Here is a 24,034-nt window from a genome sequence, read left to right on the forward strand (position 1 = left end):
GCCTACTTCTTCTGGAAGGGGTGCAGCAGGTCCGAGAGGTGCCAGTGGTGAGGCTCGCGCGGCGCGCCCTCGGCGGGTTCGACGGCCTCGGGCTGCTGGGCGACCGGTCCGGCCGGCGCGGACTCCGGCATCTTCTTGCCCCGGGGCTCCTGCGCCGCCCGCTCCATCAGGTTTCGCACCGAGGAGACCTGGCCGGCCCGCATGATCCGGACCACGTGGCTTCCGCAGTTGAGGCACGTGGGGCTGGAGAGCGGGGAAGGTACCCGTTCCCCGTCCGTCCTGTAGACGATGAATTCATGGCCGGAGGCGTCGATGTGGTGCTCTATGTCATACGCCTGCTCCCAGCCGTGGCCGCAGCGCATACAGGCGAAGGCGTACGCCTCGTGGCCGACGGATGTGCCGGTGATCTCACTCATGCCAGCTCCTCTCCACTGACCCAGTGGACGCCTTTTCCGGCGGGAGCGCATCAGCGCCGGTCGAACAATGGAACGCTCTTTGGCGTTCCCTTGCCGAGAGGGCCGCTGCACGGTCTTGGCTTTGCCTTTTACGATAGACCTTTACTTTCCGCGGGGGCTTCTCGAGCCGCGTTCTTTGCCGCCACGACGGCATCGAAGACCTCCCGCTTGGGAAGGCCCGCCTCGGCCGCGACCGCCGCGATGGCCTCCTTGCGACGCTCCCCCGCCTCCTCGCGCACGGCGACCCGGCGCACCAGCTCTTCGGGGCCGAGTTCGGCGGGGCCCGTCTCGGGGGCGCCCTCCACGACGACGGTGATCTCGCCGCGCACGCCCTCGGCCGCCCAGGCGGCCAGCTCACCGAGGCCGCCGCGCTTCACCTCCTCGTACGTCTTGGTCAGCTCACGGCAGACCGCGGCGCGGCGCGACGCGCCGAAGACCTCGGCCATCGCGGAGAGGGTGTCGTCGAGGCGGTGGGGGGCCTCGAAGTAGACGAGGGTGCGGCGCTCGTCGGCCACCTCGCGGAGCCGGCCGAGGCGCTCGCCGGCCTTGCGGGGCAGGAAGCCCTCGAAGCAGAAGCGGTCCACGGGCAGCCCGGACAGGGCGAGCGCGGTGAGCACGGCGGACGGTCCCGGGACGGCCGTGACCTTGATGTCCCGCTCGACGGCGGCGGCCACGAGGCGGTAGCCGGGGTCCGAGACGGAGGGCATGCCCGCGTCCGTGACCAGCAGCACCCGGGCCCCGCCGGCCAGCGCCTCGACGAGTTCGGGGGTGCGGGCCGACTCGTTGCCCTCGAAGTACGAGACGACACGCCCCGAGGTGTGGATGCCGAGCGCCCTGGTCAGCCCGCGCAGCCGCCGGGTGTCCTCCGCGGCGACGATGTCGGCGGTCTGCAGCTCGGCGGCGAGCCGTGGCGGGGCGTCCGCGATATCACCGATGGGGGTCCCTGCGAGTACGAGTGTTCCGGTCACCGTTCCTGTCACAGGAGCCATCCTCGCAGCCCGGAGAGGCGACTCGCACAGACGCGTTCCCTACGATGGCGCGGTGACCAGTACTGCGCCAGAGGCTCTGCAGGGCCAAGACGCCGGGGAAGAGCCGCCCGCGTGGCAGCAGCGCCTGCGCCGATTCGGGTATGCGCCGCGGAAGGAGATCGGGCTGCGGGAGCGGCTTGTGCCGCCGTACACGCGGCCGTCCTGGCGGGTGTGGTCGCTGCTCGGGGTCTCCCCGGCTCTGGCGGACCGGCTGACGCGGATCGCCGCGTGGGGCGGGCCGGTGCTGGTGGCGCTGCTCGCGGGGGTGCTGCGGTTCTGGCACCTGGGCAGCCCGAAGTCGGTGATATTCGACGAGACGTACTACGCGAAGGACGCCTGGGCGCTGGTCAATCAGGGCTATGAGGGTGCCTGGCCGAAGGACGTCGACAAGTCGATCCTCGCGGACCCCTCGGCGGTGCCGGTACCGGTGGAGCCGGGTTATGTGGTGCATCCGCCGGTCGGCAAGTGGGTCATCGGGCTCGGCGAACAGCTGTTCGGATTCGATCCGTTCGGCTGGCGGTTCATGGTCGCGGTGCTCGGCACGCTGTCGGTGCTGATGCTGTGCCGGATCGGCCGGCGGCTCTTCCGTTCGACGTTCCTCGGCTGTCTGGCGGGGCTGCTGCTCGCGGTGGACGGGCTGCATTTCGTGATGAGCCGCACGGCGTTGCTCGACCTGGTGCTGATGTTCTTCGTCCTGGGCGCGTTCGGCTGTCTGCTGATCGACCGTGATGCGGCGCGGCGGCGGCTGGCGGCGGCGCTTCCGGTGGATCCCGACGAGGACGGCGGGGTGCTGCGGCCGGACGCGGAGGTCGCGGAGGCGCTGCGGCTGGGGTGGCGTCCGTGGCGGATCGCGGCGGGCGTGATGCTGGGCCTGGCGTTCGCCACGAAGTGGAACGGCCTCTACATCATGGCCGCGTTCGGTCTGATGGCGGTGCTGTGGGACGCGGGTGGCCGCCGGACGGCGGGTGCGATCCGTCCGTACGCGGCGGTGCTCAGGCGGGACCTGATCCCGGCGTTCGTCTCGGTCGTCCCGGTGGCGATCCTCACGTACATCGCCTCCTGGACCGGCTGGATCGTCTCCGACAAGGGGTACTTCCGGGACTGGGCGGCCAAGGGGCACGGCGGGGGCGCCTGGTCGTGGCTGCCGGACTGGCTGCGGAGCCTGTGGCACTACGAGACCGAGGTCTACAACTTCCACGTCAATCTGACGTCCGGTCACACGTACCAGTCCAATCCGTGGAGCTGGATCGTGCTGGGCCGCCCGGTCTCGTACTTCTACGAGGACCCGGCGGCGGGCCGCGACGGCTGCCCGGTGGACGCGACGGAGAAGTGCGCGCGGGAGGTGCTGGCGATCGGTACGCCGCTGCTGTGGTGGGCGGCGTGTTTCGCGGTTCTGTATGTGCTGTGGCGCTGGTTCTTCCGGCGTGACTGGCGGGCGGGCGCGATCGCCTGCGGAATCGCGGCGGGCTGGCTGCCCTGGTTCTTTTACCAGGAGCGCACCATCTTCCTTTTCTACGCCGTCGTGTTCGTGCCGTTCCTGTGTCTCGCGGTGGCGATGATGATCGGCGCGCTGGTGGGGCCACCGGGCTCGGACGAGCGGCGGCGGACGATCGGCGCGGTCGGGGCGGGTGTGCTCGTTCTTCTCATCGTCTGGAATTTCATCTATTTCTGGCCGCTGTACACGGGCGAGGCGATTCCGATGGATTCCTGGCGGAGCCGTATGTGGCTCGATACGTGGGTGTGACCGGGACCTCGTTTCGTTCCGGCCACAACCATCCCCCGCTGTCACCACTGTCCCGTAGAGTGCTCCTGTCAGTCACTTGAACGTGTTCAAGTGGGCTCTTGGGGGAGGGAACTGAACGATGCGCAGCGGAGCGAAGGTCGCCGTTGTCGGGGGAGTCTTCGTCGTCGTCGCGGGCGGCGTCGGCTACGGCGGCTACAACCTCTGGAACGGATTGAGCGGCGGCGGCACGTCCACCAAGTCCGCCGAGGTCTCCAGGAAGACCGGCCCGCTGGACGCCGAGGAGACCAGGACCACCGCCGAGGAGTTCCTCGCCGCCTGGGCCGCGGGCGAGAGCGAGAAGGCCGCCGCGCTCACCAACAACTCCGGCGCCGCCGGACCGGCCGTCCAGGGGTTCCGTGAGACGGCCCACGTCTCCAGGGCCGTCATCACCCCGGGCACTCCGGTCGGCACCAAGGTGCCGTTCACGGTCGCCGCGACCGTCACCTACAACGGACAGTCCAAGCCGCTCACCTACTCCTCGTCGCTGACCGTCGTCCGCGGCCTGACCAGCGGGAAGCCGCTCGTCGACTGGCAGCCGACGGTCATCCACCCGCAACTCACCAAGACCGGCACGCTCAGGACCGGCGAGGCGAAGTCGGCGGAGATCAAGGCCGTCGACCACAAGGGCGTCGAGCTGACGAAGGAGAAGTACCCCTCGCTCGGCCCCATCCTGGACCAGCTGCGCACGAAGTACGGGGCGAAGACCACCGGCACCCCCGGCGTCGAGCTCTACATCGACAGCGGGGTGGAGGGCACGGCCGACACCACCCTGCTCACGCTCGCCAAGGGGAAGCCGGGCGAGCTGAAGACCACGCTGGACGCGGGCGTCCAGGCGGCCGCCGAGAAGGCCGTGAAGAAGTACGGGCACGCGTCGGTGGTGGCCGTCAAACCGTCCACCGGCGAGATCAGAGCGGTCGCCAACAGCCCGGCGGCAGGCTTCAATACGGCCTTCCTCGGCGCGCAGGCCCCCGGATCCACGATAAAGATCGTCAGCGCGACGATGATGATGGACCACGGCATCGCCGGGCCGGACACCAAGGTCGAGTGTCCGTCGACGGTCTCGTGGGAGGGGTACACCTTCCACAACCTCAAGGACTTCTCCATCCCGGACGGGACGTTGAAGGACTCCTTCCGCCGTTCGTGCAACACCGCCTTCATCAAGGCGATCAAGCCCCTCAACGCGAAGAACATCGCCGGTACGGCCCTGGGCGCGACCGCCCGGAAGTACTTCGGCATAGGTGAGAACTGGCAGACCGGCATCCCGGCCGCCGACGGGAACGTGCCGGAGTCCACGGGCGTGGAGACCGCCGCCTCGTACATCGGCCAGGGGAAGATCACGATGAGCGCGCTCAATGTCGCCTCGCTCGCCGCCACCGCCAAGAGCGGCGGCTTCAGACAGCCCGTCATCGTCCCCAGGGACCTCGACGACCGTGAACTGGCCACCGCCCAGCCGCTCCCCCACTCCATCGCCTCGGGTCTGCGGGAGATGATGCGGGCCGCCGCGACCGGCAACGGCACGGCCGCGGAGGCGATGGCCGGGGTCGGCGGCGACAAGGGTGCGAAGACCGGCTCGGCGGAGGCCGACGGACAGGCCACCTCCAACAGCTGGTTCACCGGTTACGCCGACGACCTCGCGGCGGCGGCCGTCGTCCAGTCGGGCGGTCACGGAGGCGACGCGGCAGGCCCGGTCGTGGCCTCCGTACTGAAGGCGCGGTGACCCCGCTCGTCGCAGCGGCCGTTCTCGTCGCCGCAGTCACGCACGCCTGCTGGAACGCCCTCGCGCACCACATCAAGGACCAGCTGCTCTCCTTCACCCTCATCTCGGGGGGCGGCGTCCTGGTCGGGGCGGCCACGGCCCTCTTCGTGCCGATGCCGGCGGCGTGGCCCTACCTCGTCGCCTCGGCGGCGCTGCACATCGGCTACATGGCGCTGCTGATGCGCTCCTTCACCCTCGGCGACTTCGGTCAGATGTATCCGATCGCGCGGGGTACGGCTCCGCTGGTGGTGACGGTCCTCGCGGCGGCGTTCGTTCACGAGGTGCCGGACGGCTGGCAGTTGACGGGCGTCGCGGTTGCCTGCGCGGGGCTGGTGGGACTGGCACTGTGGGGCATCCGGGGCGGGGGAAGCCGCCCCGACTGGCCGGCGTTGCTGGCCGCGGGCGGGACGGGGCTCGCGATCGCGCTCTACACGGTGGTGGACGGGGTGGGCGTCCGCGCCTCGGGCTCCCCGCTCGGGTACATCGCCTGGCTGATGGTCCTCCAGGGCACGGCGATCCCGGCCTACACCTTCTACCGCCGCCGCGCCGCCCTCGCCGCCCAGCTCCGCCCCCACGCCTCCCGCGGCGCCCTCGGCGCGGTCCTGTCCGTCTCGGCGTACGCCCTGGTCCTCTGGGCCCAGACGAAGGCACCCCTGGCCCCGATCGCGGCGCTGCGGGAGTCCTCGATCATCGTGGGCGCGGCGATCGGAGCGGTGTTCTTCAAGGAGCGGTTCGGGGGGCCGAGGATCGCGGCGGCGGGGTTGATGGTGGTGGGGATCGGGTTGATGCTGCACGCGGGGTGAGGCAGGGGGTCAGGGGGTGGTGGCGAAGGTGATGAAGCCGGCCCAGGTGGTGGGAGCGAAGGTGAGGGGGGTGAGGGTGGTGTCTTTGGAGTCGCGGACGTGGATGTGGGAGGGGGTGTTGGCGACTTCGAGGCAGTCATCGCCTTCACTGCTGCTGCTGTAGCTGCTCTTGAACCACTCCAGCTCTGCCTTGCGGATCATGTTTCTCCCAGCAATTGCTCGATAAAGGCCATCGACTCCCGGGGCGTGAGAGCCTGGGCCCGGATGATGCCATATCGCAGCTCAAGGATTCGGAGCTGCCGGGGGTCTTGGACGGGACGGCCGTTGAACTTGCCGTCGGAGCGTCCCACGGCCGTGCCGTCTCCGAACTTCAGCACTTCGATCAAGCCGCCAGTTCCTGGGTGGTCGCCGCAGGCAGTCGGCATCACCTGAATCTCGACGTTCGGCAACGCCCCTACCTCAAGCAGGTGTTCGAGCTGTCGGCGCAACACCATTGTCCCCCCGATCGGCCGCCGCAGGGTCACCTCTTCCTGGACAAAGCTCAGCTCGGGACCAGGCACCCGTTCGTAGACGGACTGCCGCGCTATGCGCGCCGCCACCAGCCGCTCCAACTCGTCCAGCGGGTAGGCGGGACGCCGGGTTTCAAGCAAAGCCCGTGCGTACTCCGTCGTCTGCAACAGACCGTGGATGTTGTGGTTGCTGTACAGCGCGAACTCAACGGCTCGCTCCTCCAGCTTCGCCAGCTCGCGGACCTTCTTCGGATAGCGCGCCTTCTCGACGTCCTTCTTCATGGCCGAGATGAGGCCGTCCGCCCCCAGCACCTGGTCCGCCCGCTCCAGGAACTCCGGGCGCGGAATCCGGTCTCCCCGCTCCACCTTCCGGACCAGGTCCTCGCCGTAGCCGATCGCCTCGCCGAAGTCCGCTGCCCGCAGCCCCTTCGCCTCGCGGCGGAGCTTCACCTGGCGGCCGACCGCCGCGATCACCGCCGCTCCTGATTCGTCGTCCGGATCGACTTCCCACCCTGGCTCATCCGTGTCGCCGCTCATGAGTCCCCACCTCCGACGTGCCGTTCGTCCTCAGCGCCCTCTACCCGGGGGGTCGCGCGAGACAGTCGGGACAGGACCGGACAGTCTGCGGACAGTAACCGTACGTAAGGGCGGTGTCGCTGTGCAGCGTACGCACGGCCCGCCACGCTGAGTGACATGAATCAAGAAGCCGCCCACACCTTGGCGCCTGTACGCCAGTTCAGCGTCCAGCTCTCGTCGACCCGCAGGGCAGCCCGACTGGCCAGGCTGCTGGCAGTGGAGCAACTCCGCGCGTGGGGACTGCCGTTCGAGGACGCGGCCCATGTCGTCGCCGAGCTGGCGGCCAATGCCGTACTGCACGGGCGGGTACGGGGACGAGACTTTCGCCTGACCATCACCGCGTCCGGGGCCACGCTCCGGATCGAGGTCACCGACACACGGGGTGACCGTCTCCCGGCCCTCGGGAAGGCGGAGGGGGACGAGGAGTCGGGCAGGGGGCTCCTCCTGGTCGAGGCCCTCGCAAGCCGCTGGGGCACGACGGAGGGTCCCGTACCGTGCAAGGCGGTCTGGGCGGAGCTTGCTCTCCCCACCTGAACCGGGCCGGTTGGCTTCTGGTGGTGGCCGCCCTCCTTCCGAGAGTCGCGGGTTCCGCCGGCCCGTCAAGGGCGCTCCTGCGTCGCGTCGCTGCGCGATGGGCTGCGCCCACCCTTGACGGCCCGACTCCACCCGCGCAAAACACTCTCGGAGGGCGGCCCGGGGGTGGGGTTCTCCACGCGACAGTGTGGGTCGGGGCCCGGGTGGGGTTGGCGTGTGCGGGTCAGAGCTGCGCGGCAGTGGAATGGGGCTGTCGGGCTTCGCTCAGCGGGTGACGCCCGGTGGGGAGTTGGAATTCAGGACCTCGCTCCGGCGGGTGGGGGGTGCGCCCACGTGGAATGGGGCTGCTGGGCTGGTTCGGCGACGAACCCCACGGATGACGGCCGGGGCACAGGCTGGTGGCTGATGCCCGGTAGGGGAGAACGGCACTAACTGTCGGCACTAGGAGGGCCGGGGGCCTGGTGGCCGCCCCACCCGTCACACCAGTGGCCAGATGTCCCACCCCGGCCGCTTCCCATGACAGTTGATCCCGCGGCAGCGTCCCGTCGTCCCTGGTGGTGTCAGATGCCGCGTTCGATCATGTCGATGACGTGCTGGCCGGCGTCATGGGCCTGGGTGGGATGGAGGCCGCGGAGGGGGCCGTCGATGAGGAGGACGGCGAGTCCGTGGACGGCCGACCAGGCGAGGAACTCGGCTCCGGGGCGCCGGTCCTCGGCCAGGAGCCCGGTGTCCACAAGGCCGTCGAGGGCTTCCCCGAGCAGCTCGAAGGGGGTCTTGCCGGTGACGCCCGCGGCGGTGTCGTCGGCGGCGTGGGTCATGTCGCCGGGGACGTGGAAGGCGGTGCGGAACAGGCCGGGTTCCTCCTGGGCGAAGCGGAGGTATCCGGTGCCGACGGCACGGAAGTGGGCCCGGGCGGCGGCCACCGGGTCCTCGGCGGGCGGCAGGGCGGCCTGTTCGGCCTCCATGGTGCGGGCGACCTGGGCCATGGCGGCCTGGGAGACGGCGTGGAGCAGGGCGTCGCGGTCGGCGAAGTGCCGGTAGGCGGCGTTGGGGACAACCCCGGCCTGCCGCGTGGCGGCGCGCAGCACGACGGCCTCCGGGCCGCCCTGGCGGGCGAGTTCGAGGGCCGCGTCGATGAGTGCGTTGCGCAGATCGCCGTGGCGGTAGGTGTCCCGCCTCGGTATGTCGTTCCCAGTCGCCGCCATGGCTTCCGCCTCCAATGTGGACAGCATCCACTTACGTCGTCTAGGCTCCTGCATGATCACTCGGGGGCGAGGAGCTCCGCACCCTCCGAATGTGGACATCGTACACAAGGGCCGGTCAACGGCCGTCCGGACATCTGTCGCCAGGGGACCCGATACTCATGGGCAAGATCACGCACTTCGTGCACCAGTCGCTGGACGGCTTCATCGAGGGCCCGAACGGGGAGTTCGACTGGCCCCGCATGGACGCCGAACTGTCCGCCTACTCGCAGAGCCTCACCAATAGCGCCGACATCTTCCTGTACGGCCGCGTGGTGTGGGACATGATGTCCGGCTTCTGGCCCCGCGCCGAGGAGCTCTCCTCCCACGAGCACGACCTCGCCTTCGCGCCCGTCTGGCGCAAGGCGTCCAAGGTCGTCGTCTCCTCGACGCTGACCGAGGCGGACTGGAACACTCGCGTCATCAGCACCAACGTGGTCGAGGAGCTGACCGCCCTCAAGGACAGCGGCGCCCACCTGCTGCTGTTCGGCGGCTCCACGCTGGCCGGCTACCTCACCGAACAGCAGCTGATCGACGAGTACCAGATCTTCGTCCACCCCGTCGTACTCGGCGGCGGCAAGCCCGTCTTCACCACCCCGCAGCAGCGGTTCGACCTGATGCTCACCGAGACCAGGACCTTCGACTCCCAGGTGGTCCTCCTGCGTCACGAACGGGCCAACTAGCCGTTTCGCCCCGGCCGCCCGACGAGCGGTCGACGACCGATGAGTTTCTCCGCGGCCGGCAGTCAAAGACCACGACTGAACCTTCTTGCACCCATACACGAGACACCGAGGAACCCGAAATGCGCACTCTGATCAGCACCGCTTTCATCTCGCTCGACGGCGTTGTGGAGGCTCCGGGCGGCGAGCCCGGATACCGGAACTCCGGCTGGACCTTCAAGCACACGGAGTTCCTGCCCGAAGCATTCGACATCAAGGGCCGGGAGCAGAAGGAAGCCACCGCGATGCTGATGGGCCGGACCAGCTACGAGGCGTTCAGCCCGGTGTGGCCCGACATGGAGGACTTCGCCGACTACAAGGCGATACCGAAGTACGTCGTCTCCACCACCCTCACCGAGGACGACCTGGTGTCGAACTGGGGCGAGACCACGATCCTGCGCTCGCTCGACGAGGTCGCCGCGCTCAAGAAGACGGAAGGCGGCCCGATCATCGTCCACGGCAGCGCCTCCCTGAACCAGGCCCTCTCGGACGCCGGCCTGATCGACCGCTACCACCTCCTCGTCTTCCCGCTTCTGCTCGGCGCCGGCAAGCGCCTCTTCAGCGCCACGGACAAGGACACCCAGAAGCTGAAGCTCGTCGAGCACGAGGCCTACGCCAACGGCCTGCAGAAGAACGTCTTCGACGTCGTCCGCTGACGACCTCCGACACGACCGCCGCAGTCAAAGGCCCCTTTACGGCCCAAGCCCACTACCGACCCGTCAGACACGCCCTAGTCCCGCCGCGCGGCACAAACAGTCATCGCAAGCAGCGGTCAGACCCTGGCGATGCCGCACCGATCACACAGGCACCACCCGCCCCACCTCCTGGGCCTGCCATGACTGTTTGTCTCGCCGCCGCCCCGGGCCAAGCCCCCACCGGGCATCAACCACCAGCTGGCACCCCAACACCCCACCGGCCGCCCGTCGCTAAGCCAAGCCGTCACCGCCCCATCCCACTACCGCGCAGCTCTGACCCGCGCACGCCAACCCCACCCGAGCCCGAAGCGAACCCGGGGCGTGGAGAACCCCACCCCCGGGACGCCCTCCGAGTGTGAAAAGGCGGACGGAGTCGGCCGGTCAAGGGTGGGCGCAGCCCATCGCGCAGCGACGCGACGTAGGAGCGCCCTTGAGGGGGCGGCGCAGACCGCCACACTCGGAGAGAGGGCGGCCACCACCAGAAGCCAACGGAACCCGGCCCCACCCGACCGCCGGAACCCGCATCGACAGGCCCCGGTCACGCCGGGTCGCGGGCTGCCGCGGGGCGGTTCGCCACGACGTAAAAAGCTTTCAATCCCTGAGGGGAAAGTACCCAACCAAGCCCCTCCAGCCTCCCGCTCACCCTGCGTCACCCACACGAGTGGTTGCGGCCAACTGGGCTGGATTTGTGGGTACTTGCCTGGCATATGCTCTCGGCGACCACCCGGACATGAGACGGCCCCCGGCCGGGACTAGCGATCCCGATCGAGGGCCTGACCAACAAGGAAGCACTACCTTCCCGATGGATAACCAGAACCCTAGCGCGCCAGTGGGCTCCGCGGCCCAGCATCGCCCGGTTGCCACCCGATCCGGTGTCATCCACGTCAACACGCGCCACACCGCGCACTACACCGTGATCGGCAATCACCTCGCCCAGCACGGCCAGTTGTCGCTCGTCGCGATCGGGCTCGCCACCCACATCCAGTCGATGCCGTCCGGTGCGAGTGTCGGCATCAAGGCACTCGCCGAGCGCTTCCCCGAGGGCGAGATCCGTATCGCCGCCGCCCTGCGGGAACTTGAGGCTCACGGCTACCTGGAGCGCACCCGGGAGCGGCTGCCGAACGGGCAGGTGGTGGCCCGTACGGTCTCGTACAACAAGCCGGGAGCCGTACGCCCGCCGCACCCGGACCCGGACACACCCCCGGACCCAGCCCCAACCCCGGATCCGAACCCCGATCCCGACCCCGTACCGCCGCCCCCTCCTCCCGCGCCCCCGCCACCCGCCGCGCCTCCGAGGACCCCGCCACCCCCGCTCCCCGCCCCTGTCGCCCCCGTGGGCCCCGCACAGCACCGCGTCGCCACCGATCTCCTCGCCGACCTGCGCCGGCACGAGCCCCGGCTGACGCTCGCCGAACGCGACGTACACCGCCTGGCCCCGGGCGTCTCCGCCTGGCTGGAGCGTGGGGCCGCGCCCGACGCCGTACGCCGGACCCTGACGGCGAGCCTCCCGGATGACCTGCGCCACCCGGCGGCCCTGTTGGCCCACCGCCTCACCGCCCTGCTGCCACCCCCGCTGCCCGCCGCACCCCGCGCCCCCGACCCGCTTCAGACCTGCGAGGACTGCGACAGGGCCTTCCGCGCCCCCGAAGCGGGCAGCTGCCGCGACTGCCGAACCGAGCGCATGGAGGCCGCCTGGCCTGAAACTGATGACTCGGGCCCCAGGCCACGGACGAGGAGCCAGCGACATGACCATCGCCCCGGACGACACGCAGCGGCAGGGCAGTCAGCACTACCTGACCATGCGCGAGGCCCTGCGAAGCCTGGACGACACCGTCCCTGGCAAGTTCGAGATCACCAGAGAAGGAATCGTCCACGACATGCGGGCCCCGGGACGTCCCCATGAGCTGACCGTGCTGCGGCTGCGCAAGCGCCTGGAAAAGGTGATGCCGGATGAGCTGGCGGCCCACACAGGGGAACCAGACGTCGAGAACGAGCCCGAGGGCGTCATGCGCCACCCCGACGTCATGGTGATCGCTGAGGCCGACATGGAGGGGGACGGCTCCTTCGACCCGCGGACCCTCCTCGCCGCCGTCGAGGTCGTCTCGCGGTCCAACCCGGACAACGACTGGGTCGGCAAGATGCGGGACTACCCGCTCCTCGGCATCCCCGTGTACGCGATCTTCGATCCCCGCACCGGTACGGGCGCCGTCCTCTCGGACATCCACGCCACGCCGGACGGCCCCCGCTACGCGACCCGCAAGGAGTTCTTCTACGGCGAGGACGTCTCCATCGCCCACTGGACCATCTCCACGGAGAACCTTCCGCGGTACACCTAGTCGCTGCCCCCGTCCCTGCCCAGCGCCCACGCGAACCCCGTGTTCACCGCCAGCAGGCCACCGTCCACCCGGAGCGTCGTGCCCGTGATCCAGGACGCGTCCGTCGATGCCAGGAACGCGACCGCGGCCGCGATGTCGTCCGGCGTGCCGACGCGGCCCAGGGGATAGACGCGCTCGGCGAGGACGGCGAGTTCCTTCTCGCGGCCCTCCCAGGCGCGGGTGGCGATCGTGCCGGGGTTGATCTGGTTGACGCGGACCCCTCGCCCCGCCGCGTCGCCCGCGAGCGTGCGCGTGAGGGAGGCTAGGCCCGCCTTGGCCGCGCTGTAGGAGTGGTTGCCGAAGTCCTGTTCGGCGTTGACGGAGCCGATGTTGACGATGGCGCCCCGGCCCGACGCCGCGAGCAGGGGCATCGCCGCCCGGGCACAGCGGAACGCGCCCATCAGCGTGACGTCCAGGTTCTGCCGCCAGCCCTCGTCGCCCTCGTCCTCGAGGCGTTCGGCGTCCGGTGCCACCCGGGCGAGCGCGTTGTTGACGAGGACGTCGAGGCCGCCGAGGTGGTCGGCCGCGTACGCCACCGCCGCCTCGACCGAGGCGCGGTCGGCCACGTCGCAGCGGAACGCCAGCGCGCCGGGGATCGCGTCGGCGGCGGTCGCGGCCGCCTCGCCGTCGATGTCGGTCACCAGCACCCGGGCGCCCTCCGCCGCGAGTCTGCGGGCGGTCGCCTCACCGATGCCGCGTGCCGCGCCCGTGACCAGTACGCCGTAGCCCTCGAAGCGATGCGTCATAGGGCCGAACGTACCGCCCGGACCAGCGCCTGCGCCCGGGGGTCGGCCGTCACGGTCTTGCGCATGCCGTTGGTGACGTACCCGAAGGCGATCCCGGACTCCGGGTCGGCGAAGCCGAGGGAGCCGCCGCGGCCCGGGTGGCCGAAGGAGCCGGGGCCCAGCAGGGGCGAGGCGGTGCTGTGGAGCATGTAACCGAGGCCGAAGCGGGTGCCCACGACCAGGATCCGGTCCGGGCCCTCGGACTCCTCCGTCCGCGCGAGGGTCAGGGTCGCCGGGGCGAAGAGGCGGTGGCCGTCCACCGCGCCGATCGTCGCCGCGTAGAAGCGGGCGAGCGCGCGGGCCGTGGAGACGCCGGCGGAGCCGGGGAGTTCGGCGGCGCGGTAGAGCGGGTCGTTCTCGTCCGGGGCGGGGTCGATCGCGCCGAAGGCGCGCCTGGTGAGCGAGGCCGGGTCGCGGTAGGCGTCGGTGACGGCGCGCTTGGGGCGCAGCTTGAGTCCGCCGCCCTGGGTGGTCTCGGGCTCCTCGAGGGGGCCGACGCGGCCGGCTCGGTGTGCTTCGTCGGCCGGCAGCCCGATCCACAGGTCGAGGCCGAGCGGCCCGGCGATCTCCTCGGCGACCCAGCGTCCCAGCGTCCGGCCGGTGACCCGCTTGACCAGGCCGCTCAGCAGCCAGCTGAAGGTGTGCGGGTGGTAGCCGTGGTCGGTGCCGGGCTCCCAGACGGGCGTTTGCGCGGCGACGGCGTCCATGGCCGTCTCCAGGTCGACGGCCTCGGCGAGGGTCAGCGGACGGTCCAGTACGGGCAGGCCGACGCGGTGCGAGAGGAGGTGCCGGACGAGGGCCCGGTCCTTGCCGGCCGCCTTGAACTCCGGCCAGTACGTGCCGACCGGGGCGTCCAGGTCGAGCTGGCCCCGCTGGTGCAGCAGCAGCGGTACGGCGGCGGCGACGCCCTTCGTCGCCGAGCGCATGATCTGCGCGGTGTCCAGGGCCCAGGGCGCGGTCCCGTCGACGTCCCTGCTGCCGGCCCACAGGTCGACGACCTTCACGCCGTGGCGGTAGACGGCGACGGCGGCGCCCCGCTCACCGCGCTGTTCGAAATTGCGCAGGAACGCGTCCCTGACCGGCTCGAATCCCGCCGTCACCGTGCCCTGGACGTCCACGTCCCACGCTCCCTCTCACGTTCGTCTCACCCCATGGTGCAACGTGGCCGGTGGGGGCCGGATTCCGGGGTTCGGGTCGGTACGGCGGGGCCGCGCCCGCTCGTCCCGGGCCGGCCCTCCCGGTCACTACCCCAGGGCGACGGACCGGGGATCGAAACCGAACGGCAGCTCCAGCCGGTGGCTGTGCATCAGCCCGGTGTCGGCCAGGATCTCCGGGGTCGGGCCGTCAGCCGCGATCACACCGTCGCTGAGGATCACCGAGCGGGGGCACAGCTCCAGGGCGTACGGAAGGTCGTGCGTGACCATCAGGACGGTGACGTCCAGCGAGCGCAGGATGTCGGCCAGTTCCCGGCGCGAGGCCGGGTCCAGGTTGGAGGAGGGCTCGTCCAGGACCAGGATCTCCGGCTCCATCGCGAGGACGGTGGCCACCGCGACGCGGCGGCGCTGCCCGAAGGAGAGGTGGTGCGGCGGCCGGTCGGCGAACTCGGCCATGCCGACCCGCTCCAGCGCGCGGAGCACCACGGCCTCCAGCTCGGCGCCCCGGACCCCGGCGGCGGCCGGGCCGAAGGCCACGTCCTCCCGGACGGTCGGCATGAACAGCTGGTCGTCGGGGTCCTGGAAGACGATGCCGACCCGGCGCCGGATCTCGGCGAGGTGGTTCTTGGCGACGGGCAGCCCGGCGACGGCGACCGTGCCCGCGCCGCCGGTGAGGATGCCGTTCAGATGCAGGACGAGCGTGGTCTTGCCGGCGCCGTTGGGTCCGAGGAGCGCGACGCGCTCCCCCCGGCCGACGGTGAGGTCGACGCCGAAGAGGGCCTGGTGGCCGTCGGGGTAGGCGTACGCGAGCCCGCGTACCTCCAGGGACGGTTCGAGCGTGGCAGTCATAGCGTCCATCCCAGCAGACAGATGATCAGGGCGGCGGCGGGGAGGGCGGCGGCGGACGCCCATTGGGTCCGGGAGGCGGTCACGTCGTCGATGACGGGCATCGAGCCGGCGTAGCCGCGGCTGACCATGGCGAGGTGCACCCGCTCCCCGCGTTCGTAGGAGCGGATGAAGAGCGCCCCCGCCGACTTGGCGAGGACACCCCAATGGCGCACTCCGCTCGCCTCGAAACCGCGCGAGCGGCGGGCGATCGACATCCGCCGCATCTCGTCCGTGATGACGTCGCCGTAGCGGACCATGAAGCTCGCGATCTGCACGAGCAGCGGCGGCAGCTTGAGTCGCTGGAGGCCGAGCAGCAGCGAGCGCAGTTCGGTGGTGGCGGCGAGGAGTACGGACGCGGCGACACCGAGGGTTCCCTTGGCGAGGACGTTCCAGGCGCCCCACAGACCCGGGACGCTCACGGAGAGCCCCAGGATGCCGGTCTGTTCGCCGGGCACCACGAAGGGCATCAGGAACGCGAACGCGACGAACGGGATCTCGATCGCGAGGCGCTTGAGCAGGAAGCGGGCGGGGACGCGGGCCACGGCCGCGACGGCGACGAGCAGGACGGCGTACAGCGCGAAGGCCCACATCGCCTCGCGGGGCGTGGAGACCACCACGATCACGAAGGCGAGGACGGCGGCGAGCTTGCAGTGCGGAGGCAGCCGGTGCAGGGGCGAGTGTCCGTGTCGGAAGAGCTTGTGGCTGTGGCCCGCGCCCATGTCAGACGGTTTCCGTCGCGCGCCGGCGCTGGGCGCGACGGCCACGCGCGGCCCAGAAGAGGCCGCCGCCGACAGCGGCCGTGGCCCCGACGCCGATCACACCGGCGAGGCCGCCGGAGAGCCGGGGGGCCTCGATGCCCTTGACGCCGTAGTCCGCGAGCGGGGAGTCGGCGGCCGCGTGGTCCTCGACCTTCCGGTCGATGCCCTGGTCGGCGGCGACCTTCTCCAGGCCGTCGGGGCTGGCGGAGGCGTAGAAGGAGACGAATCCGGCGAGGACGAGAGCGGTGACCAGGCCGGTGATCCACAGCTTCTTGGCGGAGCCGGCGGCGGCGGGGCGGGCCTCGCCGACCGGCTCGGCGTCGACCAGCTCGCCGCCGACGCGGAGCTTGAGCGGCGCGCTCAGGCCCCGGGCGCCGTAGACCAGGTCCGGGCGCACGGCGACGACGGCACCGACGGTCAGCATGGTGATGACCGCCTCGCCGATGCCGATGAGGACATGGACGCCGACCATGGCGGTGAGGACCTTGGAGACCGGGACGTCGGTGGTGCCGCCGATCGCGTAGATGAGGGTGAAGGCGCCGGCCGCGGCCGGCACGGAGACCAGCGCGGCGACGAAGGAGGCGATGGTCACCGAGCGGCGGCTCCGGGGCAGCACCTTGACCAGGCCGCGGAAGAGCGCGTACGCGACGACGACGGTGACGACGCCCATGACCGTGATGTTCACGCCGAGCGCGGTGAGCCCGCCGTCGGCGAAGAGGACGCCCTGCATCAGCAGGACGACCGCTATGCAGAGCACTCCGGTGTACGGCCCGACCAGGATCGCGGCGAGGGCGCCTCCGAGGAGATGACCGCTGGTGCCGGCCGCGACGGGGAAGTTCAGCATCTGCACGGCGAAGATGAACGCGGCGACCAGTCCGGCGAGCGGCGCGGTCCGCTCTCCCCCGTGGCCGTCGGAAAGGGCGCTGCCCCCGAGCTCCCGGCGGGCCCCGCGCAGGCTGACCGCGACGGCGGCCGCCGCGACGACGCCCGCGGCGAGGGACGCGGGCGCGTTGATGAATCCGTCGGGGACATGCATGGGAGCTCTGCTTTCGGCCAGGCTGGAGAGTAGGGAACCGTTTGATGATAGTGCCCACCTGCAAAGAGGTTGCAAGAGCGCATAGGTGACGGCAGAGCGCGAGGCACACGCCTCGAAATATGCGACATTAGAGACAAATAAGACGAATGTGAGGAGCGGTCGATGTCTCCCGCCGCTGATGGCCCCGCCGTCGACAGCCGCGTCGGCGCCGCGGTCGAACATCCCGCGGTCGAAAGCCCGGGGGTCGAACAGCTCGCCAAGGGCTGGCTCGTCACCGACGCCCCGCTGTCCCGCGTGATCCCGGTCGCCCTGCGCTACGACCCCGTCGCCGCCCCCTCCACCGTCCGCTTCGTCTTCCCCGGCGGCGTCGAATGGGCCTTCCCCCGCGACCTCCTCGAATCCGGCCTGCGCGCGCCCGCCCGGCACGGACCGGTCGGCGTGTGGCCCTGCGGCCGGGTCCAGGTGGTGGTCGAATTCCACACCCAGGACAGCGTCTCCGTGGTGCAGTTCAACGCCTCGGCGCTGGTCCGGTTCCTCACACGTACGTACGCCGCCACCACGTCCGTGACTCGGACGCGATGACGGCGTGACGACCGCCCGGCAGACCCCGTCCCCACGGGCTGCCCGGGCGAACCGGGACCGCCACCCCGCTCAGGTGGGGCCCCGTGTCCACGGGGTCAGGCCTTGACCAGCTCCCGGTCCTCGTCCGGTGCCTCGCCCAGTTCCCTGCGCAGCCCCTCACCCTCCACGTCCACGTTGGGCAGGGCGCGGTCCAGCCAGCGCGGCAGCCACCAGGCGCGGTGGCTCAGCAGGGCCAGGACCGCCGGGACGATCGCCATGCGGACCACGAAGGCGTCGAACAGGACCGCGATCGCGAGACCGAAGCCGATCATCTTGATCATCTGCTCGCTGGAGCCGATGAAGCCGGAGAAGACCGCCATCATGATCACCGCGGCGGCGGTGACCACGCGGGCCCCGTGGCGGAAGCCGGTCACGATGGCCTCGCCGGGCCGCTCCCCGTGGACGTAGGCCTCGCGCATCCGGGTGACCAGGAAGACCTCGTAGTCCATCGCGAGGCCGAAGACCACGCCCACCATGAAGATCGGCATCATCGACATGATCGGGCCGGTCTGCTCGACCCCGAAGAGGGAGCCCAGCCAGCCCCACTGGAAGACCGCGACGACCGCTCCGAGAGCCGCGACGACGGAGAGCAGGAAGCCGAGCGCCGCCTTCAGCGGAACCAGGACCGAGCGGAAGACCACCATCAACAGCAGGAAGGCGAGGCCGACGACGAGCGCCAGATACGGCAGCAGCGCGTCGTTCATCTTCTGCGAGAAGTCGATGTTCATCGCGGTGGCGCCGGTGACGAGGACGTCGTCACCGCTGGCGTCACGGATCGCGTGGACGAGGTCCTCGGTCTCGACGGAGGACGGCCGGTCCTTCGGGATCACGGTGATCATCGAGGTGTCGCCGGCCTTGTTGGGGGTCGGCGGGGTGACGGCGACGACCCCGTCGAGACCCTTGATCGTCGTGACCGTCTCGTCGGCCGCCGCCCTGTCTCCGTCGACGACGACCAGCAGCGGTCCGTTGAACCCCGGGCCGAAGCCGTCCGACAGCAGGTCGTAGGCCCGGCGCTGGGTGGTGGAGGCCGGCTGCGCACCGTCGTCCGGCAGGCCCATCTCCAGCGACGCGGCCGGCAGCGCGATGGCGCCGAGACCGATGACACCGGCCAACAGGACGGCCACTGGGCGCCGCAGCACGAACCGCGCCCAGCGGGTGCCCATGTTCGGCCTGTCGCTCGGGGCCGCGCCCTTGCGCGTCTTGCGGCCCAGCACCCGCTTGCCCGCGAAGCCGAGCAGCGCCGGGATGAGGGTGAGCGCGATGAGGACGGCGATCACGACCGTGCCGGCGGCGGCGAAGCCCATCTTGGTCAGCATCGGGATGTTGACGACGGCGAGGCCGACCAGGGCGATGACCACGGTCAGGCCGGCGAAGACCACCGCGGAGCCGGCGGTGCCGACGGCCCGTCCGGCCGCCTCCTCGCGCTCGCGGCCCTCGGCGAGCTCGGCGCGGTAGCGGGAGACGATGAAGAGCGCGTAGTCGATGCCGACCGCGAGGCCGATCATCATCGCGAGGGTGGAGGTGGTCGAACCCAGGTCCAGGACGCTGGCGAGCGCGGCGATCGTGGAGACACCGATGCCGACGCCGATGATCGCGGTGAGCAGCGGCAGTCCGGCGGCGACCAGCGAGCCGAAGGTGATGACCAGGACGATCCCGGCGATGACCACGCCGACGATCTCGCCCGCGCCGGTCTTCGGCATGGCCTGGAGCGCGTCACCGCCGATCTCGACGGTGAGCCCCTGCCCCTGGGCGTCGTGGCCGGCCTTCTCGAGCGCCTCACGGGTCGCGTCGGTCAGCTCCATGCCGCTGACCTTGTAGGTGACCGAGACGTACGCGGTCGAGCCGTCGCGCGAGACGGCCTTGCCGGTGTACGGGTCGGTGACGGTGGCGATCTGGTCCGAGCCGGACTTGAGCGCGGCGACGGCCTTGTCGACCCGGGCCTTGTTGGCGGGGTCGGTCATCTTCTGGCCGGCGGGCGCCTTGAAGACGACCCGGGCGGTGGCACCGTCGGCGCTGCCGCCGGGGAAACGCTCTTCGAGCAGGTCGAAGGCCTTTTGGGCCTCCGTGCCGGGTATCGAGAAGGAACTGGAGGTCGCGGTGGGCGCGGTGGCGGCGCCGACACCGGCGAGTGCCAGCAGCGCGACCCACAGCAGGGCGACGAGCCGGCGGCGCCGGAAGGCGGACCGGCCGAGCTTGTAGAGGAACGTGGCCACGGGGGCGTACTCCCATTGAGTGGGTGAGACAAGGGCATGGGGAGCCGACCCGACGGCGCGAGCGGTGACGCGTCAGGTGTTGCGGATGGTGCGGACGTGCGGGGTGGGACTCAGGGAGCGCCGAGGGCGGGGAGGACCACGGCGTCGAGGTACTGCCGGAGGAACTGCTGATCGACCGATCGGTCCTCGATCAGCGGACGGGCGACGAACGCCCCGATCAGCATGTGCGGTACGAGGGTGAGGGCCGGGTTGTCCCCGGCGACCTCACCGCGCTCCACCGCGCGCCGCAGCACTTCGTCGAGCCCGGTCATCTCGGGTTCGACGATCAGCTCGCGCAGCGCCTGGAGCAGTTCGGGATGGTCGTGGACGGCATGGGCCAGGCCGCGCATCAGCGCGGAGTCCTTCTCGATCTGGCAGTCGTCGGTGCGCGCGACGATCTCGTGGAAGTCACCGCGCAGGGAACCGGTGTCGATCTCCGCGACCCCCACCGGCTTGTTGTGCCGCATCGCCCGCGCGACCAGTTCCGGCTTGCTCCCCCACTGGCGGTAGAGGGTGGCCTTGCTGGAGCGGGTGCGGGCGGCGACGGCGTCCATGGTGAGGGCGTCGTAGCCGACTTCGCGGAGAAGATCGAGGACGGCTCCGTACAGCTCGGACTCCCGTTCGGGGGTGAGCCTGCCGGCCATGATCAGCCTCCTGCGAAACGAAACGGTTTCGTACTCTTACGGGTACGACGGTAGCCCACCGCCCAGCGAAACGGCAACGTTTCGCATGTGTCCCGCACCACAAGTTGCCGACCCCCCTCCCCGCGGAAAGCATTGGGGAGTGAGTGATGACGTCGCGTATCTCCGCTATCCGCATCTGCACGACGACTTGCTGTGCTTCGCGGCCGAGGACGACCTCTGGGTCGCGCCCCTCGTCGCCGAGGGCCAGAAACCCGGCCGGGCCTGGCGGGCCACCGTCGACCGGACCCGGGTGGGCCACCCGCGCTTCTCGCCGGACGGCCGGTTCATCGCCTACACGAGCTGGCGCAGCCTCGACCCGGAGATCCATCTCGCCCCGGTGGAGGGCGGACCCTCCCGGCGGCTCAGCTACTGGGGCTCCCCCGACACGCGCGTCTGCGGCTGGTCCCCGGACGGCGACATCCTCGCCGTCTCCTCGCACGGCCAGCCCTTCTCGTACTACTCCTGGGGCTACACCGTGCCCACCGACGGCTCCCCCGGGCGACGGCTGCCCTGGGGCCCGCTCTCCGACATCGCCGTCGCCGACATCGAGGGGCAGCGGCGCACCCTGCTGCTGACGGGCAAGCCGCCGCACGAGCCCGCCGCCTGGAAGCGGTACCGGGGCGGGGCGACCGGGCGGCTGTGGCTGCACGGCGAGCAGCTGCTGGCGGACATCGGGGGGCACCTGGACTGCGCGATGTTCGTGGGCGGCCGGATCGCGTTCCTCTCCGACCACGAGGGGATCGGCAACCTCTACTCCTGCCGGTACGACGGCGGCGATCTGCGCCGCCACACGGACCACGACGCCTTCTACGCACGGCACGCCTCGTCCGACGGGCAGCGGGTCGTCTACCAGTGCGCCGGGGAGGTGTGGATCGTCGACGAACTGACCCCGGACTCGCGGCCCCGGAAGCTGGAGGTGCGGCTCGGCGGGCCGCGCACCGGCCGGCGTTCCTACCAGGTCGCCGCCGCCAACCACGTGGACGCCATCTCGGTCGACGAGACCGGCCGCGCCAGCGCCGTCTCGGTGCGCGGCTCGCTGTACTGGCTCACCCACCGCGACGGACCCGCCCGCACCATCACCGACACCCCGGGCGTCCGGGTCCGGCTGCCGGAGATGCTGGGCAGCGGCGGCCAGGTCGCCTACATCACGGACGCCGAGGGCGAGGACGCCATCGAGATCGGCTACCTCCCCCGGGCGAGCGGTGACCGCGAGCCCCGGCGGCTGGCCTCCGGGGAGCTGGGGCGCGTCCACGAGATGGTGGCGGACCCGGACGGGGAGCGGCTCGCCCTCGCCTCCCACGACGGGCGGCTGCTGCTCGTCGACGCCACGGAGGAGTCGAACGGCGAGGTCACCGAGCTGATCCACTCGATCAACGGGCCCGTGCGCGATCTGGCGTTCTCGCCCGACGGCGCCTGGCTGACCTGGTCGCAGCCGGGAATCGGCCGGTCGCTGCGGCAGATCAAGATGGCCCGGATCACCGGGCCCGGCGACCGCACGGTCGTCGACGTCACCAACGGCCGCTTCGAGGACGAGAACCCGGTCTTCACCCGGGACGGCCGCTATCTCGCGTTTCTGTCCTGGCGCGGCTTCGACCCGGTGTACGACGTGCACACCGGCGATCTGTCGTTCCCGCTGGGCTGCCGCCCCTATCTCGTACCACTCTCCTCGACGACGCCCTCCCCCTTCGCGCTGCTGCCCGACGGGCGGCCCGCGGCGGGGGGCCTGGACCCGGGCGAGAGCGACGGAGAAGGGGCCGCCCAGGCCGGGGGCACCGTGATCGTGGAGATCGAGGGGCTCCCGGACCGGGTCACGCCCTTCCCGGTCGCCGCGTCCAAGTACTCGGCGCTGCACCCGGTGAGCGGCGGCGGCCTGGTCTGGCTGCGGTGGCCGATCTCGGGCGCGCTGGGCGAGACGTTCGCGAACCCGGCGGACACCTCGGGCCGGCCGACCCTCGAGTACTTCAACATCACCAAGGCGCGCAAGTCCGAACTGGTCGACCACCTCGACTGGTTCGCGGTCAGCGGCGACGGCACCCGGCTGGTCGTCGTCGACGAGGGCGATCTGCGCGCGGTCCCCTCCACCGAGTCCGGAGACGGAGACTCCACGGTCTATGTGGATCTGCGCCGGATCGTGCACCAGGTGGACCCGGAGGCGGAGTGGCGCCAGGCGTACGACGAGGCGGGCCGGATCATCCGCGCGTACTTCTGGGCGCCCGACATGGGCGGCCTGGACTGGACGGCCGTCCTGGACCAGTACCGGCCGCTGGTCGAACGGGTCGCCTCCCCCGACGAGTTCGCGGATCTGATGCGTGAGGTCCTGGGCGAGCTCGGCACCTCGCACGCCTATGTCACCCCCGCGCGGCGCAACGAGGGACCGCCGCACTACCAGCGCCCGATGGGGCTGCTCGGCACCAACCTGGTCTGCAGGGACGGCCGTTGGCTGGTCAAGCGGATCCTGCCGGGCGAGTCCTCCGACTCCAAGGCGCGCTCACCGCTCGCCGGCACCGGCATCCGTGAGGGCGCGGTGCTCACCCATGTCGACGGCCGTCCGGTCGACCCCGTGTCCGGGCCCTACCCTCTCTTCGCCGCGTCCGGCGGCACGACGGTCGAGCTGACCTTCGAGCCCGCCCAGGGCGAGGGGCGGGCCCGCCGGGTCGCGGTGGTCCCGCTGATCGACGAGCGGCCGCTGCGCTACCAGGACTGGGTCGCCAAACGCCGCCAGGTCGTGCGGGAGTTGAGCGGTGGCCGGTGCGGCTATCTGCACATCCCGGACATGGGCGGCTCGGGCTGGGCCCAGTTCAACCGCGACCTGCGACTGGAGGTCTCCCGCCCGGCACTGATCGTGGACGTGCGCGGCAACGCCGGGGGACACATCAGCGAGCTGGTCATCGAGAAACTGACCCGCAAGATCCTGGGCTGGGACCTGACGCGCGACGCGCAGCCCGTCTCGTACGCCTCGAACGCGCCCCGCGGCCCGGTCGTGGCCCTCGCCGACGAGGCGACCTCCTCGGACGGTGACATGATCACGGCCGCGTTCCGGCTGCTCGGCCTCGGCCCGGTGGTCGGCCAGCGGACCTGGGGCGGGGTGGTCGGCATGACCGGTCGGCACCGACTGGGCGACGGCACGGTGATCACGGTGCCGATGAACGCGGCCTGGTTCGACGAGTACGGCTGGTCCATCGAGAACCACGGCGTCGAACCGGACCTGGCGATCCTGCGCACCCCACTGGACTGGGCGGAGGGCCGCCACGCCCAGCTCGACGACGCGGTACGGCTGGCGCTGTCGCTGCTGGCCAAGACGCCCGCGGCGATGCCGCCGGGGTACTCGGGAATCCCGGACCTGCGCCGCCCGAAGCTGCCGCCGCGGGAGTGAGCCGCGGGAC

21 protein-coding genes and 1 pseudogene are annotated in these 24,034 nt (G+C 71.0%); 10 read left to right on the forward strand and 12 right to left on the reverse strand.

All coding sequences use genetic code 11. The features are described from left to right. Positions 1 to 2: 2 nt before the first annotated feature. A complete protein-coding gene (locus ACZ7J0_RS22510) occupies positions 3 to 416 on the reverse strand; it encodes a hypothetical protein (protein ID WP_470889986.1) in 414 nt (137 codons plus the stop codon). Between the two features lie 128 nt (positions 417 to 544). Continuing rightward, a complete protein-coding gene (gene rsmI, locus ACZ7J0_RS22515) occupies positions 545 to 1,423 on the reverse strand; it encodes a 16S rRNA (cytidine(1402)-2'-O)-methyltransferase (RefSeq protein WP_470890111.1) in 879 nt (292 codons plus the stop codon). Between the two features lie 73 nt (positions 1,424 to 1,496). Here rsmI and ACZ7J0_RS22520 point away from each other — a divergent pair, with 73 nt between their 5' ends. The 3 genes from ACZ7J0_RS22520 to ACZ7J0_RS22530 all read left to right on the forward strand — a co-directional run bounded on the left by ACZ7J0_RS22520 (position 1,497) and on the right by ACZ7J0_RS22530 (position 5,825). Further along, positions 1,497 to 3,227, forward strand: a complete 1,731-nt coding sequence (locus ACZ7J0_RS22520) for a dolichyl-phosphate-mannose--protein mannosyltransferase (protein WP_470889988.1) — start codon at positions 1,497 to 1,499, stop codon at positions 3,225 to 3,227. A 118-nt stretch (positions 3,228 to 3,345) separates the two neighbouring features. Then, entirely contained in the window at positions 3,346 to 4,983 is a 1,638-nt protein-coding gene (locus ACZ7J0_RS22525; protein WP_470889990.1) for a penicillin-binding transpeptidase domain-containing protein, read from the forward strand. After that, positions 4,980 to 5,825: an EamA family transporter gene (locus tag ACZ7J0_RS22530; protein ID WP_470889992.1), complete on the forward strand. Its 846-nt coding sequence runs from the start codon at positions 4,980 to 4,982 to the stop codon at positions 5,823 to 5,825. Before ACZ7J0_RS22525 ends, ACZ7J0_RS22530 begins: the two co-directional genes overlap by 4 nt. Before the next feature lie 9 nt (positions 5,826 to 5,834). Here the strand turns inward: ACZ7J0_RS22530 and ACZ7J0_RS22535 are convergent, their stop codons facing one another. Then, positions 5,835 to 6,026 carry a DUF397 domain-containing protein gene (locus ACZ7J0_RS22535; RefSeq protein WP_470889994.1) on the reverse strand — a complete coding sequence of 64 codons (192 nt, stop codon included), beginning with the start codon at positions 6,024 to 6,026 and terminating at the stop codon, positions 5,835 to 5,837. Further along, a complete protein-coding gene (locus tag ACZ7J0_RS22540; protein ID WP_470889996.1) occupies positions 6,023 to 6,871 on the reverse strand; it encodes a helix-turn-helix domain-containing protein in 849 nt (282 codons plus the stop codon). Before ACZ7J0_RS22540 ends, ACZ7J0_RS22535 begins: the two co-directional genes overlap by 4 nt. A gap of 156 nt (positions 6,872 to 7,027) precedes the next feature. Here ACZ7J0_RS22540 and ACZ7J0_RS22545 point away from each other — a divergent pair, with 156 nt between their 5' ends. Next, positions 7,028 to 7,444, forward strand: coding sequence for an ATP-binding protein (locus ACZ7J0_RS22545; protein WP_470889998.1), 417 nt, complete (start codon positions 7,028 to 7,030; stop codon positions 7,442 to 7,444). A 560-nt stretch (positions 7,445 to 8,004) separates the two neighbouring features. On the opposite strand, the gene ACZ7J0_RS22550 is transcribed toward ACZ7J0_RS22545, so the two are convergent. After that, a complete protein-coding gene (locus tag ACZ7J0_RS22550) occupies positions 8,005 to 8,649 on the reverse strand; it encodes a TetR/AcrR family transcriptional regulator (RefSeq protein WP_470890000.1) in 645 nt (214 codons plus the stop codon). A 158-nt stretch (positions 8,650 to 8,807) separates the two neighbouring features. Here ACZ7J0_RS22550 and ACZ7J0_RS22555 point away from each other — a divergent pair, with 158 nt between their 5' ends. The 4 genes and pseudogenes from ACZ7J0_RS22555 (at position 8,808) to ACZ7J0_RS22570 (ending at position 12,435) form a co-directional block, all read left to right on the forward strand. Further along, complete coding sequence (locus ACZ7J0_RS22555) at positions 8,808 to 9,368, forward strand: dihydrofolate reductase family protein (RefSeq protein ID WP_470890002.1); 561 nt, start codon at positions 8,808 to 8,810, stop codon at positions 9,366 to 9,368. 119 nt (positions 9,369 to 9,487) lie between these two features. Next, positions 9,488 to 10,060 (forward strand): dihydrofolate reductase family protein, encoded by a 573-nt coding sequence (locus tag ACZ7J0_RS22560; RefSeq protein WP_470890004.1) that lies wholly within the window; start codon positions 9,488 to 9,490, stop codon positions 10,058 to 10,060. 841 nt (positions 10,061 to 10,901) lie between these two features. Next, a pseudogene (locus ACZ7J0_RS22565) lies at positions 10,902 to 11,786 on the forward strand (helix-turn-helix domain-containing protein); the annotation flags it as partial. 58 nt (positions 11,787 to 11,844) lie between these two features. After that, positions 11,845 to 12,435: a Uma2 family endonuclease gene (locus tag ACZ7J0_RS22570; protein ID WP_470890006.1), complete on the forward strand. Its 591-nt coding sequence runs from the start codon at positions 11,845 to 11,847 to the stop codon at positions 12,433 to 12,435. On the opposite strand, the gene ACZ7J0_RS22575 is transcribed toward ACZ7J0_RS22570, so the two are convergent. From ACZ7J0_RS22575 to ACZ7J0_RS22595, 5 genes are all read right to left on the reverse strand, one after another. After that, positions 12,432 to 13,220, reverse strand: a complete 789-nt coding sequence (locus ACZ7J0_RS22575; protein ID WP_470890008.1) for an SDR family NAD(P)-dependent oxidoreductase — start codon at positions 13,218 to 13,220, stop codon at positions 12,432 to 12,434. The two genes, ACZ7J0_RS22570 and ACZ7J0_RS22575, sit on opposite strands and share 4 nt — an antisense overlap. After that, a complete protein-coding gene (locus ACZ7J0_RS22580; protein WP_470890010.1) occupies positions 13,217 to 14,377 on the reverse strand; it encodes a serine hydrolase domain-containing protein in 1,161 nt (386 codons plus the stop codon). The genes ACZ7J0_RS22575 and ACZ7J0_RS22580 overlap by 4 nt, the downstream gene beginning before the upstream one ends. Positions 14,378 to 14,503: 126 nt before the next feature. Beyond that, complete coding sequence (locus ACZ7J0_RS22585) at positions 14,504 to 15,262, reverse strand: energy-coupling factor ABC transporter ATP-binding protein (RefSeq protein ID WP_470890012.1); 759 nt, start codon at positions 15,260 to 15,262, stop codon at positions 14,504 to 14,506. After that, complete coding sequence (gene cbiQ, locus ACZ7J0_RS22590; RefSeq protein WP_470890014.1) at positions 15,259 to 16,020, reverse strand: cobalt ECF transporter T component CbiQ; 762 nt, start codon at positions 16,018 to 16,020, stop codon at positions 15,259 to 15,261. Before cbiQ ends, ACZ7J0_RS22585 begins: the two co-directional genes overlap by 4 nt. Position 16,021: 1 nt before the next feature. Beyond that, complete coding sequence (locus tag ACZ7J0_RS22595) at positions 16,022 to 17,095, reverse strand: energy-coupling factor ABC transporter permease (protein ID WP_470890016.1); 1,074 nt, start codon at positions 17,093 to 17,095, stop codon at positions 16,022 to 16,024. 162 nt (positions 17,096 to 17,257) lie between these two features. Here ACZ7J0_RS22595 and ACZ7J0_RS22600 point away from each other — a divergent pair, with 162 nt between their 5' ends. After that, a complete protein-coding gene (locus tag ACZ7J0_RS22600; RefSeq protein ID WP_470890018.1) occupies positions 17,258 to 17,677 on the forward strand; it encodes an SsgA family sporulation/cell division regulator in 420 nt (139 codons plus the stop codon). Between the two features lie 95 nt (positions 17,678 to 17,772). Here ACZ7J0_RS22600 and ACZ7J0_RS22605 read toward each other — a convergent pair whose 3' ends face one another. Then, entirely contained in the window at positions 17,773 to 19,929 is a 2,157-nt protein-coding gene (locus ACZ7J0_RS22605) for an MMPL family transporter (protein ID WP_470890020.1), read from the reverse strand. Positions 19,930 to 20,039: 110 nt separating this feature from the next. Continuing rightward, the gene (locus tag ACZ7J0_RS22610; protein ID WP_470890113.1) at positions 20,040 to 20,615 is read right to left on the reverse strand and encodes a TetR/AcrR family transcriptional regulator; all 576 of its coding nucleotides are present in this window, start codon (positions 20,613 to 20,615) and stop codon (positions 20,040 to 20,042) included. A gap of 136 nt (positions 20,616 to 20,751) precedes the next feature. Here ACZ7J0_RS22610 and ACZ7J0_RS22615 point away from each other — a divergent pair, with 136 nt between their 5' ends. Further along, positions 20,752 to 24,024, forward strand: coding sequence for a S41 family peptidase (locus tag ACZ7J0_RS22615; RefSeq protein WP_470890022.1), 3,273 nt, complete (start codon positions 20,752 to 20,754; stop codon positions 24,022 to 24,024). The last annotated feature ends 10 nt before the right edge of the window (positions 24,025 to 24,034 follow it).

The sequence above is a fragment of the Streptomyces sp. NPDC038280 genome (assembly GCF_055600045.1).

Bases quoted from the DNA above. Each gene is read 5' to 3' on its own strand.
- ACZ7J0_RS22545 (WP_470889998.1), top strand. From the start codon at position 7,028: ATGAATCAAGAAGCCGCCCACACCTTGGCGCCTGTACGCCAGTTCAGC.
- ACZ7J0_RS22560 (WP_470890004.1), top strand. From the start codon at position 9,488: ATGCGCACTCTGATCAGCACCGCTTTCATCTCGCTCGACGGCGTTGTG.
- ACZ7J0_RS22555 (WP_470890002.1), top strand. From the start codon at position 8,808: ATGGGCAAGATCACGCACTTCGTGCACCAGTCGCTGGACGGCTTCATC.
- ACZ7J0_RS22525 (WP_470889990.1), top strand. From the start codon at position 3,346: ATGCGCAGCGGAGCGAAGGTCGCCGTTGTCGGGGGAGTCTTCGTCGTC.
- ACZ7J0_RS22535 (WP_470889994.1), bottom strand. From the start codon at position 6,026: ATGATCCGCAAGGCAGAGCTGGAGTGGTTCAAGAGCAGCTACAGCAGC.
- ACZ7J0_RS22585 (WP_470890012.1), bottom strand. From the start codon at position 15,262: ATGACTGCCACGCTCGAACCGTCCCTGGAGGTACGCGGGCTCGCGTAC.
- ACZ7J0_RS22570 (WP_470890006.1), top strand. From the start codon at position 11,845: ATGACCATCGCCCCGGACGACACGCAGCGGCAGGGCAGTCAGCACTAC.
- ACZ7J0_RS22510 (WP_470889986.1), bottom strand. From the start codon at position 416: ATGAGTGAGATCACCGGCACATCCGTCGGCCACGAGGCGTACGCCTTC.
- ACZ7J0_RS22540 (WP_470889996.1), bottom strand. From the start codon at position 6,871: ATGAGCGGCGACACGGATGAGCCAGGGTGGGAAGTCGATCCGGACGAC.
- ACZ7J0_RS22595 (WP_470890016.1), bottom strand. From the start codon at position 17,095: ATGCATGTCCCCGACGGATTCATCAACGCGCCCGCGTCCCTCGCCGCG.
- ACZ7J0_RS22600 (WP_470890018.1), top strand. From the start codon at position 17,258: ATGTCTCCCGCCGCTGATGGCCCCGCCGTCGACAGCCGCGTCGGCGCC.
- ACZ7J0_RS22575 (WP_470890008.1), bottom strand. From the start codon at position 13,220: ATGACGCATCGCTTCGAGGGCTACGGCGTACTGGTCACGGGCGCGGCA.
- ACZ7J0_RS22550 (WP_470890000.1), bottom strand. From the start codon at position 8,649: ATGGCGGCGACTGGGAACGACATACCGAGGCGGGACACCTACCGCCAC.
- cbiQ (WP_470890014.1), bottom strand. From the start codon at position 16,020: ATGGGCGCGGGCCACAGCCACAAGCTCTTCCGACACGGACACTCGCCC.